Source organism: uncultured Treponema sp., assembly GCF_946187725.1.
In the GTDB taxonomy this organism is placed as follows: Bacteria; Spirochaetota; Spirochaetia; order Treponematales; family Treponemataceae; genus Treponema_D.
The window spans coordinates 37,875-51,275 of sequence record NZ_CAMHSK010000008.1; the positions used below are offsets into that span (position 1 = coordinate 37,875).

The window sequence follows — 13,401 nt, forward strand, 5'->3', positions numbered from 1 at the left end:
TCCTATTCTTTAATTTTGCGGCTAGTTCCGAAGAAGCGGATTCCCAGTTTCATCAAAAGAACCGCGCCGTATGTGATGAGGATGAGCACCGTCGCATAGGCACAGGCGATTCCGTAGTTGCCCTTTTCGGCCTGCTCGTTAATCTGGCAGGTGATGAGAAGGAAGTCTGGCGTGACAAGCAAAATGATTGCCGAGATTGCCGTGATTGAGCGGACAAACGCCGTGACAAGACCTGAGAAGAACGAATCGCGGATGAGCGGAAGTGTGACCGTCATAAAGACTCGCGCGCTGCCTGCTCCCATATCGTATGCACTTTCTTCGATTGACTTATCGATTTGGCGAAGGGCTGAAATTCCGCTTCGGGTTCCGGTCGGCAATGAGCGCACGATGAAGACGATAATCAAAATCAATCCTGTTCCGTAAAGGCTTGACATGATTCCTGTGCGGAAAAGACCGTTTGCAAAGCCGCGGATGTAGCCGATACCCAAAACAGTTCCTGGAACCGCCATCGCAAGCATAGAGACAAATTCGATGAATCCCTTTGACTTGAACTTCTTTTTAACGACAAGGTATGAAATTACCATCGAAAGAAGGGCTGTGAGAGGAGCCGCTATAAAGGAAAGCACGAAAGAATCTTTGAATGCCTTGATACCGCTTGTGCGGAACATGTAGTCGAACCATTTGAAGGTGAGCGAGTAATTTCTTCCCCAGAGCTTAAACAGCGCTCCAAACGGAACCATTATATATAGAAGAAGAACGAATGCACTTGAAAGGCCACAAAGCACTGAAAGCGGAATGCGAACGCTTGTGTCCGTAATGAGCATTCTAGCACGGCTTGCCTTTCCTGTGAGGGTTGCCGCTGTTTTCTGCTCAAGATAGTATTTTTGAATAAGGAAGAGAACGACAGTGAGTGAGAGAAGCACGACGCTCATTGCCGCCGCACCAGTCGCATCGTAGGCACCTGTGACCTGCAAGTAAATCGTGGTCGCAAGTGTGTCGTAGCTTCCTCCGATGAGCATCGGGTTTGCAAAATCAGCTACGGACTCAATGAATGTGACCAAGAATGCGTTTCCAAGACCTGGCAAAAGGAGCGGGAAAGTAACGCTTGTAAAGACCTTCCATCGGCTTGCACCCATGTCACGAGCTGCCTCTTCAAGCGACGGGTCAATGTTCTTTAAGAGCCCCATGAGCATGAGGTAGCAGACAGGAAAGAAAGTCATAATCTGAACGATTGCAATTCCTTTGAGACCGTAGATGTTTGAATCATTGATATGCAGAAGCGCACGCGTGATGATACCGCTACGGCCAAAAAGCATAATCATGGAAAGAGAGAGGACGAAAGGCGGTGAAACAATTGGAAGCATTGAAACCAGCCTGAAAAGTCCTGTGAGTACCTTTGTCTTTAGTTTTACATAGACTTCTACATAGGCAAAAAGAAGACCAATTGCCGTAGAAGCAATTCCTGTTATAAAACCGAGAGTTATTGTGTTTGTAAATGCCGTCCTGAACCGAGCCATGCTCAAGATTCTTTTGAAAACCCCGATTGTAACCTTTCCGTCAGAAATAAGACTGTCCAAAAGAACCATAAGAAGCGGGTAGAGGATAAAAAGAGCCAGAAATACAAGCAGTACGCCAATCATGCTGATGAGCACAGGATCAGCAAAAAACTTTTTCCTGTCGAGCGCACGGCCCTGATTTTTATTTTCCATATAGTTTCCTTATTTTATGCAATACATCGAAATAAACTAAGAAAAGTGATTAAATGCAAAAAGCAAAAAAATAGACGCAGATTAACGCAGATTCACGCAGTTTTTATATCCGCGTTTATCTGTGTATATCCGCGTCATAACCTAGATGCTTGTTTTATTTTGTCTTGAAGCGATCGTCGGCTGCACTTTCGAGTGCTTTGAAGAAGTCTTCTACATATTTAGCACTGTTCTTTTTTGCATCCTCGAAGTCATATTTGATTGTGTTGTTCATGTCGAGTCCGAACTGAGCTGCTTCTTTTGGCTGCTCTGCGTTGCTCAAAACGAGGAACTGATATGAACCAGCGTCTTTTGCCTGATTTACGCAGTCTGGAGAAAGCGCATATTCAATCCAGAGTTTTGCTGCATTTGGATGTTTTGCACCCTTGAAGATTGCAGTTGCACCGACCTCAAATGATGTGCCGTCTTCTGGAACGATGAGCCCGATGTTGTCATATCCCTGAAGAATCTGATAGATACCGTCGTGAAGGAATCCAACGCCGATTACACACTCGTGAGGTCCTACCATTTTTGATGGGCCTGAACCTGATTTTGTGTACTGTGCGATGTTTTTGTCCAATGCCTTGAAATATTCCATTGCGGCATCGTGGCCTTTCATCTGAATCATTGTGTTGATTACGAGTTTTGCAGTACCAGCGGTGTTCGGGTTTGAAAGCATGATTAAGCCCTTGTATTCTGGTTTCAAAAGGTCATCCCATGTTTTTGGAGCTGCGAGATTGCGGTTTTTAAGTTCTTCCTGATCGACCATAAAGCCCAGGATTCCCTTGTAGATACCGAACCAGCAGTTTGTTGTGTCCTTGTAGTCTGTGCTGATAAGATTTTTTGCGTTCTGAGCGTCGTATGATTCCAAAAGGCCTTTAGCTACAGCCTCATTGTATGGGTCTGTTGTGCCGCCGAACCAAACATCAGCGGATGGATTGCCATTTTCTTCAGAAATCTTTGTGAAAACTTCTGATGTTGAAAGACGCTGATATTTTGTAGGAATTCCGTATTTCTTTTCAAATGTTTTTACTGCAGCAGAAAGATATTCTTCTTCGCACGAACCGTAGACTGTAAGTGCTCCTTCAGCCTGGGCAGCAGCGATTAGTTTTGCGAATTCACCTTCGCCTGAAGATGCCTGTGTTGTACCGGCAGCTTTTTTGTTACATGATGCAAATGCAAAAACAAGTGCAAGACCCGCAACTATAGAAATGACTCTTTTCATGTTACCTCCATGCGTCCATTTTTAATTAAGTGAACGCTTTTTCAATTTATATAATTGTAAGTCTGACTTTGAAATCTTGCAAATTTTTTTAAAGAGAATGCTGAACTTTTCTTTCCGTGCTGAATCTCAAGGCAATTCTTATTGATAACACTCTTTTTCTTCTATATAATAACCGCATGAACAAAGTAAACATCAAATGTGTCGCGTCTTCTGGTGCGGTAATTCCTCAATATAAAACAAATGGTGCCGCTGGTGCCGACATTTGCGCTCTTCTTTCCGAAAGCGTTGTAATCAAAAAAGGCGAAAGGGCAATGATTCCTACAGGGCTTTTTTTTGCAATTCCTGAAGGCTATGAAATTCAGGTTCGCCCTCGTTCAGGTCTTGCCGCAAAAAATGGTGTCACAGTCCTTAACACTCCAGGCACAATTGATTCTGATTATCGCGGTGAAGTCAAAGTCATTCTTGTAAATCTCGGAACCGAAGATTTTACCGTCAATAACGGCGATAGAATTGCACAGATTGTTGTTGCTCCGGTTACAATTGGTGTTTTTGAACAGGTAACTGAACTTGATGAAACAGAGCGCGGCTCAGGCGGATTCGGCTCAACGGGGAGCAAATAAAAGCCGCCCCGCCGTGTAGCCCCTTTAGTAGCCGTAGGCTATGAGCGTGAGCGAAGGGCGAAAGGGCGGTCAGCGAGAAAATGTTGGCGCAAAATAAAATATGGCAAGTCCTATCTGGAGGCTCAAACGCTTCCTAAACGGAAAAATAACGGAACTTCTCAAAAAATTTCGAAAAACAAAGGCCTATCTTCCCATAAAGCGTGTGCTTGTTTCTATCATATACTACAGGCGCACTTGGGCAAGAAGTAAGGCCAAAAAGAATCTCGAAGAATTTGGGAAAATTCTCGTACAAAAGTACAATGATTTCAATTTTCTCAATTTCCTTTCAAAATCGTTTTCAAAGGCTGCAAAACTCTTTCATCTCAAGCGCCTTTCTTCCTTTTGGGAAACCGCCATGCAGGAAGAAAACGGCGTCAACCGTCATGTTCTTTTCCGCTACTTAATGAAGGAGCTTTTTCTATATTTTTTCATCGCATTCATCTTTTTTTTCATGGTATTCTTTGTAAATCAGATTCTTCTGGTCGCAGAAAATATCCTCAAAAAGCGCGTTCCTGTCATTGATGTAATGAGGCTTATTACATATTCGCTCCCAATGGTCATCGCTCAGTCAGCTCCTTTTGCAACTTTGGTCGGATTTTTGATGTGTCTTGGCCGTCTTGCAAGTGAAAACGAGATTCTGATTCTGCGTGCTTCTGGCCAGAACTACCGTGTGATTTTAAAACCGGTCCTCATCCTTGGAATCCTGATTTCAATTGCGTCTTTCTTCGTGAACGACTATCTGCTTCCTCTTGGAACAATCAACTATAACAAACTGTATCGCTCTATCCTCACTTCAAATCCTGCCGTCGAGCTAGAATCCAACTCAATTAAAAGGACTAACGATAAAACTCTTGTAATCGGCGAAGTTGAAGGCGAAAATGTGAGTGATTTGATTTTCTTTGACACTGATTCCGATGGCGGTCAGAGAATCATCGTGGCGGACGCTTCCGTTGTCAAAAAATCAAGTGCGGCTGGTGTTCTCATGAAGCTGATTATGAATGATGCGAGCGTCGTAATGTTCGACCGCGACAAAAAAAATGACTATGATGTACTTACAAGTGAAAATGTTGAGCTTAATATCTTCGAGTCAACTTTCCTTGAAAATGACCGTGCAATTTCTCCGCGTGAAATGACGAGCTATGACTTGTACAAGCAGATTAAGGCAATGAAATATGATGCCGATGTAACGCAGAAAAAAAGGAATCGTTATAATCTCGAAATGGCCAAAAAATTCTCAATGCCTTTCGGCTCGATTTTCTTTGCTTTCTTTGCAATGCCTTTTGCTCTTATCTTCGGAAAGCACAACGGCCAGACAATCGGACTCATAATCGGGCTGTTCATCGCGTTGCTGTATTGGGCAATGAGCATCGTCGGTCAGATTTTCAGCTCTCGTACAGGCGTTTACGGAGTCAGCACCATGTGGCTTCCAAACCTTTTGATTGGTCTGGTTGGTTTAATTGCTTATTTCAGGTTGCTTAGAAAATGAAACTCATCGAATATCTTTTCAGAAAGCTTATTCCTCTTTTCATCGGAGCACTTGTTTTTTTCGCCATTGTACTTATTCTCGTTGATTTGATGATGAATCTCTGGAATTTCATCTCAAATGGTGTTTCCGGCCTCAAAGTCCTTCGAATCATGCTGCTTTATCTTCCGAAATGCCTGTGGTATGCCACGCCGATTGCGATTCTTTTTGCGGTTTCATACACTTTAAGTGACTTGTATGCGAACAATGAGCTGATTGCAATTTTTGCCTCAGGGGTTTCGCTCACACGCTTTACATTTCCGCTGCTTGTTTTTGCCTTTGGAATGAGTTTCGCGCTTTTTTTCTTCGATGACAAAATTGTCGTCCCCACCTATGCCAAAAAGACCGCCGAGCAGGAAGCCGTTTTGAACAAGGACAAATCCCTGAACAATGACAAAATCGTTATCCTGAGCGAAAACGGTAAAATCTGCTACAAGGCTGAGTTTTACGATGACAGTACTAAACGACTCACTTCGGTTTTCATTATAATTCGGAACGAAGACAAGACACTTTCTTCTATAATAAGGGCTGATTCTGCTGCCTGGCACGACGGAAAATGGATTCTCACAGGTGGAATTCAGTACACGCAAAAAGACGGAACAATTCACGCTGGTTATGTTACTCAGGACAATCTTGAGCGCTTGATTGAGCCTCCAGAAACATTCCAGAACAATGTAATCAGCGTCGAAACAGTAGATTCTGCCACAGCCAAGGTTTACATCGAGCACTTGCAGAAAGCGGGTTTGCCTTTCGCCGAGCCAATGAGTCTTTATTACAAAAAATTCTCGTTCCCGTTCATTTTGTTCATAGTCGTATTCCTTTCCGTAGGTTTGAGCGGAAAAACACGAAAAAATGTCATGCTCATGAGCCTTGCCTCATGTATCAGCGCGGCCGTTTTGTTCTATGTCACGCAGATGATTACAATGCTGCTAGCAAAGTTCGGCGCAATTTCACCTTTTATGGGCGCATGGTTCCCGGTGTTCATGTTCGTTGTAATTGCGGCGGTGGTTTTGAGATATGCGAGAACTTAAAACTCACACACGCTGTAACTCGTGCTTCTTCAGCCGGCTTCTTCCTTTTTTAAGATTCCCCTTGAAGTGAGGGCCTTGATGTCACGGGTGGCGGTGTCCTGGGAGCACTTGCAGATTTTTGCCCATTTTGATGTAGTTAACTTTCCCTGCCAGCTACTATCCAGGACTCTTGAAAGCATGTTCTTTTGCCTTTCGTTCAGAACTGTGCGGCGGTGGGCTTCTTCCCAAAATCTTCTTATCGATTGCGTTCGCTCAATCTGGCAGAGGGAGCTTTCGATTGCTCGGGCCATGCAGCCCAAATACCAGTCGAGCCATTCTGTGATGTCGGTGCTTCCGCTTTGTGTCTTTTCGAGCATGGCGTAGTAGTCCTTTCGCTCGATTAAAAGCTGAGCACTCATGCTGAAAAGCCTGTCGTTTCCGTCCTGAGAAAGAATCATATCGGCGAGGATTCTTGAAAGCCTGCCGTTTCCGTCGTCAAAAGGGTGAATCGTTACGAAATAAAGATGTGAAATCGCGCTCTTTAGGGCAAGTTCTATCCCGGAATCTTTTGCACTCCTGTTGAACCAGTGGAAAAATCTGTTCATTTCTGACTCCAGACTGCTGGCTGGCGGGGCTTCAAAATGAATCCTTTCTTTTCCCATGTTGCCCGAAATTACCCGCATTGGGCCGTATTCGTCACGCCTGTAAGAGCCTGTGGTAATCTTGAAGCCTGCAGAAAAGCCTTGCGGAAAAAGAAGTGAGTGCCATGAGCAGAGCCTTTCCTTTGTAAGCGGTTCCTATTAGCAATAATATTCTCCGCAAAAAGTGCGGATATTAGTGATAATATTCTCCGCATAGTTTGTACGGATGACTGCTTCGGCATGTTAGAACTTAGTAAAATAAAAAAAAGCGAGTACATAAATGTGCACCCGCTTTGAAAATGTATTCTAGCTTACTAGAATGTAAAACTCATACCAGCTTTAGGCACGAACAGAAGACCGGAAATGTCAAGCGATTCAGATCTTTCATAAAGTTTATTACCAAGAGCTTCTGCTTTATCTTTATAATCTGCACTACCAGTCGCATAGAAAAGTCCGACATCAGCAAATGCACCAAAATGTTTATTAAAACGGTAGGTAAACGCTACTTCTGGTCCGAAGTAAAATTCGGTAATAGGATTGAGTTTCCTTTCCCGTTCCGCAAGAACTTTAGAACCGGTATATGATGTAGTAATGGGCGCTTATAAATCTCCGCAATGACGGGGTTTTAGGGGCTTGCCCCTTAGGCGAGAGGGTAGCGACCAAGACCGGAGCGAGCAACGCGAGTGAGGACTTGGGAGCGAGGGGGAGACTTCCCCTCTACGGTAATTTTAGCACATTTTACTTAATCTATGCAATATAACAAATTAGACAATTTTTAATTCTGTAGAAAAATCACTTTTTGCCGAAAAGAGAATAAAAAGGGAATAGAATTTTTATTTTTTTTAGATTACGCTAGAGGTGGTTATGAAAAAAGAAAGGCACTTGTTCAAAAGGACTGAAACAAAGAACGGCAGGAAAGAAACACGGTGGTATTATTGGTTCTATGACGAGAACGGAAAGCAGGTCAAGAAGTCATGCGGTCAGCATGGAAAGCCTTGTTATCTGAAAAAAGAAGCCGAAGCCTATTTAGCACTTCTGGAAGAACAGGACAGAAGGGAAGAAGAAGAGTACAAACTAGCCCGGCAAATCCGGCTCTATGATGTCGGCTCTACTTTGTATGACGATGATTCGCTTTTTATGAAGCTGAAAGCGGCTCACGGAAAAGCATTGCAACCGCAAACGATAACACAGAAAAAACGGCTGATGAAAATTATTCTTGATGAATTCGGCGAGAGAATCCCGGAAACAATCGAAGAAGGTGAGGTTGAGAATTTCTTGATTTCGCTTGAATATAAAAACTCTTACAAGAATACGATTCTAGGCGTTTTGCGTGATTTGTTCGGAGAGTGTAAAAGATTGCAGCTCGTAAAACATCGGCTTGATGTTGACGGCTTTATCAGAAGTGACAGGCAGAAAAAAGACATTCTGACTATGGAGCAGCTTTCTTTATTGTTCCCGGACGATGTAGAAAAACTTACGGAAAATTGGAGCGTAAAGGGAACTGATAAATACATCGGTATTGACGGAAAACCTCACGCTTACGGCTTTATGTTCGGTGTTATGTTTAGGCTTATGGCAAGTACAGGATTAAGACCGGGCGAAGCAAGGGCAATCTGCATAGACCAGATACAGGACAGCGGGCTTTTTATAAATCGCATGATTGACAGTTACGATGTCGAAAGACCTTATTTGAAAAAAGGAAGCATTGAAAACCCAAAACAAAGAACCGTTTTATTGCCGTCAAAAATGGCGGAATTGCTGAATGAGTATCTTGAAGTAAGACCACCGTGCAAACTGAATTACATTTTTTCAAAAAACGGAAGTTTTATTTCACAAGGTTTGATTGATTCAAGGTTTAAGAATTGCCTTGTGAAGCTGGGAATTTATGACGCTTCAAAGGTCATAACACCACACTCATTGAGATTCACATACAACACTTACACGGTGAATTCTAACCTCATTCCGGCGGAAGTTTTGCGGAAAATGATAGGTCATAACTCGCAGATTATGACGGATTACTACACAAGACCAGACCTTGAGGCACAGTTGCAGGGCTTGCAGCCGTACCAAAAAAATGTTGATGAAATCTGGAACAAAGTGAAATAAAGACCGCTGCTATTTTACTTTTTGGCTTGAATGTAAAATAACGCTTGAAAGCTCTCTTTTTGGAAGAGGGCTTTTTTTATTGTCAAAAGCAATTATGATGTTTCTATAATGTAGTCACGATTTCAGCAAGTAAAATCAAGATGTTACTAGATTTAATCAGCGGTCAGTCATTAGTTATTATTGATTTAATCAGCACTCTATCAATGGCTAGTCAAGATTTATCATGACAAAATCATGATACTATCATGCAAGATAAGAATAGATTAGATAAGATTAGACTAGAAGAGATAAGAGAAGATGAGATAAATTTAAAATACTTACCGCCGTAATTTTTTTTTCGGCAAAATCAGTCGATGTGTTTCAAGACATAGTGAACTCTTCCGACAATTCCTAAACACTGTGAATCCTGTGGTTCTTCTTTTGTTGGATAAAGTGGATTGTCTGACTTGATGATGAACTTCCCGGAATCTTTATAAACTCGTTTTACATAACCGTCACCGTCACGCATTATTGCGTAAAGCCCTTCGCCGCTATAACCGCATGAATCGCAAAGCACCAAGTCACCGCGCCTTAAAGTGGGTTCCATGCTGTCACCGTCAACATAAAGCAAAGCTAAGTTTTCGCCGAATTGTTTTAAGTATCGTGGCACTTCCATGTAGCCGATTACTTGCGGCTCTTCCTGTAGGTACTGACCGTACCCGGCTGAAAGTTTTTGATTAAGTACAGGCACAAAGAATTTATCTGTGTCGGAATTTCTGACAACTCGCCTTTCGTTTTCTTCCAGACCGTCAATCAAAAAATTAAAAGATACGCCAAAGATTTCAGAGAGCTTTTTTAGTTCCGCAATGTTCGGCAGGCTGTTTCTCTGAATTTTGATTTCAAGATTACGCGCTCCATAGCCCAATTTTTCAGACAATTCTCTTTGAGTTATTCCGTTGCTTTTGCAGAGATTTTGTATTCTTTCCCAGAATGAAGTTATTTCCATGCTCAAATTTTCGGCAGAAAACATCAAAAAAAGCACTGTTTTTTAAGAAATGTTGTGAAAAAGCACAAAAAGGTGTAAAAACTTATTGACTTTAAAATCAAACAGGTGTAAAAACAGAATCAAGACAACATCAAAATGATGTAACGACAGAGCCATTAACATTACAGCGCGTTGTTAATTGCTTTGGCAATTTGGGGAAACCCGGAAAGCCTGTTGGTTTGCGCTGAAACTGACAGGCTTTTTTTTGTTGCAGGGGGATTGAAGGTATGACAGACGCTAGAAAAGATGCGGTGTTGGCACTGACCGAGCAGATTTTGCGTGAAGCTGATGACGAGTTTAAGGGCATGGCTATTCATAAGGTCGGGGATATGTACGACAGCGTAGATATTTTCAAAGGCGTGGGCAAGATAAATGTCCGTATTGCCGGAGATAGCCCTCTTGCAATCTTCAAGGATATAGCAAGGGCGATACCTTGTTAAAAATATGGCGCGTGTAAGCCGCTAACGGTTAAGCGGTGTATGTTCTTTTTTCAAAAGTTTTTCCGAAAGTAAATAACTTGCAGGTTCAAATCCTGTCACGCGCAAGAGGAGTTGGCGAAAGCAGGGGCGCAAAGAGTATGCAGAGGGTGTGAGTAGAGTATGCAAAGGGTATGCGAAAAGAATAACAAAGGGGCTGTAGAGTTGCTCAAAGGCTACAGTGAGTATGTTATCCCGGACAAGCGAGGAAAAAATCTAATCCTTGCCACGCGCTCGCAGCGGAGTTTTCGGTGTAGGTAGTGTTTTGTCTGTTCAAGAGATGTAGAGTGCCAGACCGCAGCAATGCGTTAATTGCAAAAAAAACAGGAGAAGAAGAATGACCAACGAGAACATTTTAGAGAACTTGAAAAAACTGTATCAGTGCAAGACCGAATTCACGGTAACGCAGACAGGAAAGCAGAGCAAAAAAGTAAACGGATTTTATAAGCCGCTGACACATGAAATATTCTTGCATAACAAAAACTTCAAATCCGACAACGCCGTAATGTTCACGGCGATTCATGAGCTTACGCACCATATCCAGAATGAAAACGGCGTAAAAGCTGCAAGAGCGCACAACAACGCTTTTTGGAGTACATTCTACAACCTTCTTGATGAAGCTGAAAGAATCGGCATTTATTCACGCGAACGAAGCGAAAGCGTAGCGGCAAAAACAAAAGAACTTACAGACATTCAAAAACAGATTATCGAATTGCAGAAAAAACAGGGAAAACTTCTTGCCGAACTTCACAGGGAATGTGAAGAGCAGGGCGACAGATACGAAGATGTACTTGAACATGATTTGCAGATTTCCAGAAACAAGGCAAAAGAATTACAGAAACAGGCTTATTTGACTTCTGATGTTTCTGATGAAATGTCAAAGGCAATCAATTCAGCAAAAGACGCAATGATGAAAAACGCTGCAATACAGGCGGCTGACAGCGGGGCAACCGTTGAGCAGGTAAAGGCGATTGCAAAAGACACGGCGAAAAAAACTAAGCCTGCAGACGATGGACTTGATTCACCTTCAAGCCTTATGCGCGAAAAGAAGCGTATTGAAAAAACAATCGAGCAGTTACAAGACAGACTTGTAAACATTGACGAACAGCTTATAAGCATGGGGGTAGATGATGATTGACGGTAACGAAATCAAGCTGAATACCACCCAGCAGAGAGTTTTTAATTACATCATGGATTTTGGGTCAATCACGACACTTGAAGCGTGTGTAGATTTGGGCGAAACAAGGCTTTCAGCCCGGATTTTCGAGCTGAAAAGCAAGGGCGTGAATATTTCAAGTGATTGGATTGAAGTCCAGAACAGGTACAAGGAAAAACGCCATGTAAAGCGATATTACATCGGCTAAAAAATAAAGTGAGGTGACTATGAAAAAGATTTTTATGATTCTGCTGATTCTTGCAACTTGCCTTATGGTTGGTTGTACAGGTAACGATTGGGCGGAAATGAATTATAACCGCGAAGCTCGTTCCGCAAGGTTTCAGTCGGAATATGCGACAACAGTAAACAAGCTGGAAATGAAAGAGGGCAACTTCAAGACTTACAGAAGAGTGATTTTCTACAATGTCCGGCTTGGTGAAACCGTCTTTGCCTGTGAGGGATATTGTCATGTGCAGGTCGATAATGACGGCGACATTGAGATTGTCGTTAAGACAGGTGATGAAGAATACTTGCGCCATTACTTAGGGCAGAAACAGGATATTACATACTTTTCGGAACAGTTGAAACCTGTAAAACAAGACGAATACCGCTATCAAATTGTCTGGAATCCTAAATTGTGGTTTCCCGAATTCAAGGTAGCGCACTAAATAACTATCGGGCAAAAAGTGAGGTGGGAAAATGGGAAGGAGAATCTATGTAGAACAGTACACACCGAAGATGTACACAATGCACAAAAACGGCGTACAGACTAGGCGCATTAGCTTTATCCGTTACCTGTTTTTGAAGCTTTGCGGTAGCAAGGATATTAAAGTCCTTCGCTAAAAATCCTGCTGCTTTTCAGATTGCTTTTTGAACAAGTCAATCTGGAATTGCAGAGAGGACATGAGGAATGATTTTTGATTTTCATTCAGCGTGTCTAGCTCTGCAAAAAGAAGCCGTATTTCTTGCGGAAAATCACATTTCTCTTGACCTGTAATCAGAAAATCAAGGGAAACTTTGAAATGCTTTGCGATTGCTACTAAATCCGGGAGAGCCGGGAAGCGTTTAGCCTGTTGGCTGGAATAGTAAGACGATTGCACGATTCCGTTTTTTTCAAGCATTTCTTTCAGCGAGATACCTTCTTTTTTGCAGAGTTCTTTAATCCGTTCGTAAATATCCATGCTTTTATGTTCGGAATAATTGCTTAAAAACATAACTATCAAACAGTTTGATAGGTGTACTTTACTTTCAAGGTAAAGGCTATTTAAGCAGGTTGATTATTTCTTGTGCAAGTGCGGCGGCTTTTTCTTTGGATTCGTCTTTGGGAAATGTCGGGGTATTGCCGGAAACTAGAAATTCGACAGAGGTGTTTAGGGCTTCGGCGATTTTTATTGCTGATGTTAAATCTGGTAATCGTTCGTTATGAATCCAACTAACGAAGGTTGCAAGACTTATATCACAAGATTTGCAAAGTTTATCTTGTGTAAGTTTTTGAGATTTTAGAAGTTCTTTTACTCTTTGCCAAAATTCCATAGTCAAATTCTTTGCGAATACAAAGATTTGATATTGACAAACTTTGCAAACGCATATATAAACTAAGTATAAAACTTTGCAAACGCAAAGTAAATAAAAAATCGGATTGTTAATCCGTTTAGGCATTTCAACAATATTTTTCGGGTACATTGTTGAACTGCTTAGTTCATAAGCCTTGTGGCTTTGCACTACCCGAACATTCATGTGTCGTAGCGTGAATGAGTGCATAAGCTACAGGGCTTTTTTATTTCAAGCGGTTAGGGTGTCAGATTCTTGCCGGAACTTCACCCAAAACCGCAGGGAG

Annotated in this window: 14 protein-coding genes, 1 tRNA gene and 1 pseudogene; 10 read left to right on the forward strand and 6 right to left on the reverse strand. The window is 42.2% G+C overall.

Going from position 1 to position 13,401, the window contains the following annotated elements; genetic code table 11:
- Window positions 1–2 precede the first annotated feature (2 nt).
- The gene (locus tag Q0Q74_RS04980; protein ID WP_294429119.1) at window positions 3–1,709 is read right to left on the reverse strand and encodes an iron ABC transporter permease; all 1,707 of its coding nucleotides are present in this window, start codon (window positions 1,707–1,709) and stop codon (window positions 3–5) included.
- Window positions 1,710–1,863: 154 nt separating this feature from the next.
- Complete coding sequence (locus tag Q0Q74_RS04985) at window positions 1,864–2,970, reverse strand: ABC transporter substrate-binding protein (RefSeq protein ID WP_294429121.1); 1,107 nt, start codon at window positions 2,968–2,970, stop codon at window positions 1,864–1,866.
- A 176-nt stretch (window positions 2,971–3,146) separates the two neighbouring features.
- Here Q0Q74_RS04985 and dut point away from each other — a divergent pair, with 176 nt between their 5' ends.
- The 3 genes from dut to Q0Q74_RS05000 all read left to right on the forward strand — a co-directional run bounded on the left by dut (window position 3,147) and on the right by Q0Q74_RS05000 (window position 6,182).
- On the forward strand, window positions 3,147–3,590 hold the full coding sequence (gene dut, locus Q0Q74_RS04990) for a dUTP diphosphatase (protein ID WP_294429122.1): 444 nt from the start codon (window positions 3,147–3,149) through the stop codon (window positions 3,588–3,590).
- 100 nt (window positions 3,591–3,690) lie between these two features.
- Window positions 3,691–5,115: an LptF/LptG family permease gene (locus Q0Q74_RS04995; protein WP_294429123.1), complete on the forward strand. Its 1,425-nt coding sequence runs from the start codon at window positions 3,691–3,693 to the stop codon at window positions 5,113–5,115.
- On the forward strand, window positions 5,112–6,182 hold the full coding sequence (locus Q0Q74_RS05000; RefSeq protein ID WP_294429125.1) for an LptF/LptG family permease: 1,071 nt from the start codon (window positions 5,112–5,114) through the stop codon (window positions 6,180–6,182). Before Q0Q74_RS04995 ends, Q0Q74_RS05000 begins: the two co-directional genes overlap by 4 nt.
- 29 nt (window positions 6,183–6,211) lie before the next feature.
- On the opposite strand, the pseudogene Q0Q74_RS05005 reads toward Q0Q74_RS05000, so the two are convergent.
- Window positions 6,212–6,943: pseudogene (locus tag Q0Q74_RS05005) on the reverse strand (Fic family protein); the annotation flags it as partial.
- A gap of 723 nt (window positions 6,944–7,666) precedes the next feature.
- Between Q0Q74_RS05005 and Q0Q74_RS05010 the strand changes: the two are divergent.
- The gene (locus Q0Q74_RS05010) at window positions 7,667–8,908 is read left to right on the forward strand and encodes a site-specific integrase (protein ID WP_294429126.1); all 1,242 of its coding nucleotides are present in this window, start codon (window positions 7,667–7,669) and stop codon (window positions 8,906–8,908) included.
- Between the two features lie 346 nt (window positions 8,909–9,254).
- On the opposite strand, the gene Q0Q74_RS05015 is transcribed toward Q0Q74_RS05010, so the two are convergent.
- The gene (locus Q0Q74_RS05015) at window positions 9,255–9,893 is read right to left on the reverse strand and encodes an XRE family transcriptional regulator (RefSeq protein WP_294429127.1); all 639 of its coding nucleotides are present in this window, start codon (window positions 9,891–9,893) and stop codon (window positions 9,255–9,257) included.
- A gap of 266 nt (window positions 9,894–10,159) precedes the next feature.
- Between Q0Q74_RS05015 and Q0Q74_RS05020 the strand changes: the two genes are divergently transcribed.
- The 6 genes from Q0Q74_RS05020 to Q0Q74_RS05045 all read left to right on the forward strand — a co-directional run bounded on the left by Q0Q74_RS05020 (window position 10,160) and on the right by Q0Q74_RS05045 (window position 12,407).
- Window positions 10,160–10,372: a hypothetical protein gene (locus Q0Q74_RS05020; protein ID WP_294429128.1), complete on the forward strand. Its 213-nt coding sequence runs from the start codon at window positions 10,160–10,162 to the stop codon at window positions 10,370–10,372.
- A 7-nt stretch (window positions 10,373–10,379) separates the two neighbouring features.
- Window positions 10,380–10,476: transfer RNA gene (locus tag Q0Q74_RS05025), tRNA-OTHER, on the forward strand.
- Between the two features lie 269 nt (window positions 10,477–10,745).
- Window positions 10,746–11,546, forward strand: coding sequence for a hypothetical protein (locus Q0Q74_RS05030; RefSeq protein ID WP_294429129.1), 801 nt, complete (start codon window positions 10,746–10,748; stop codon window positions 11,544–11,546).
- On the forward strand, window positions 11,539–11,772 hold the full coding sequence (locus Q0Q74_RS05035) for a helix-turn-helix domain-containing protein (RefSeq protein ID WP_294429130.1): 234 nt from the start codon (window positions 11,539–11,541) through the stop codon (window positions 11,770–11,772). The genes Q0Q74_RS05030 and Q0Q74_RS05035 overlap by 8 nt, the downstream gene beginning before the upstream one ends.
- A gap of 19 nt (window positions 11,773–11,791) precedes the next feature.
- Window positions 11,792–12,232 carry a hypothetical protein gene (locus Q0Q74_RS05040; RefSeq protein ID WP_294429131.1) on the forward strand — a complete coding sequence of 147 codons (441 nt, stop codon included), beginning with the start codon at window positions 11,792–11,794 and terminating at the stop codon, window positions 12,230–12,232.
- A 31-nt stretch (window positions 12,233–12,263) separates the two neighbouring features.
- On the forward strand, window positions 12,264–12,407 hold the full coding sequence (locus tag Q0Q74_RS05045) for a hypothetical protein (protein WP_294429132.1): 144 nt from the start codon (window positions 12,264–12,266) through the stop codon (window positions 12,405–12,407).
- Here the strand turns inward: Q0Q74_RS05045 and Q0Q74_RS05050 are convergent.
- On the reverse strand, window positions 12,404–12,745 hold the full coding sequence (locus Q0Q74_RS05050) for a helix-turn-helix transcriptional regulator (protein WP_294429133.1): 342 nt from the start codon (window positions 12,743–12,745) through the stop codon (window positions 12,404–12,406). The two genes, Q0Q74_RS05045 and Q0Q74_RS05050, sit on opposite strands and share 4 nt — an antisense overlap.
- Window positions 12,746–12,824: 79 nt before the next feature.
- Entirely contained in the window at window positions 12,825–13,097 is a 273-nt protein-coding gene (locus tag Q0Q74_RS05055; RefSeq protein ID WP_294429135.1) for a helix-turn-helix transcriptional regulator, read from the reverse strand.
- Window positions 13,098–13,401 lie beyond the last annotated feature (304 nt).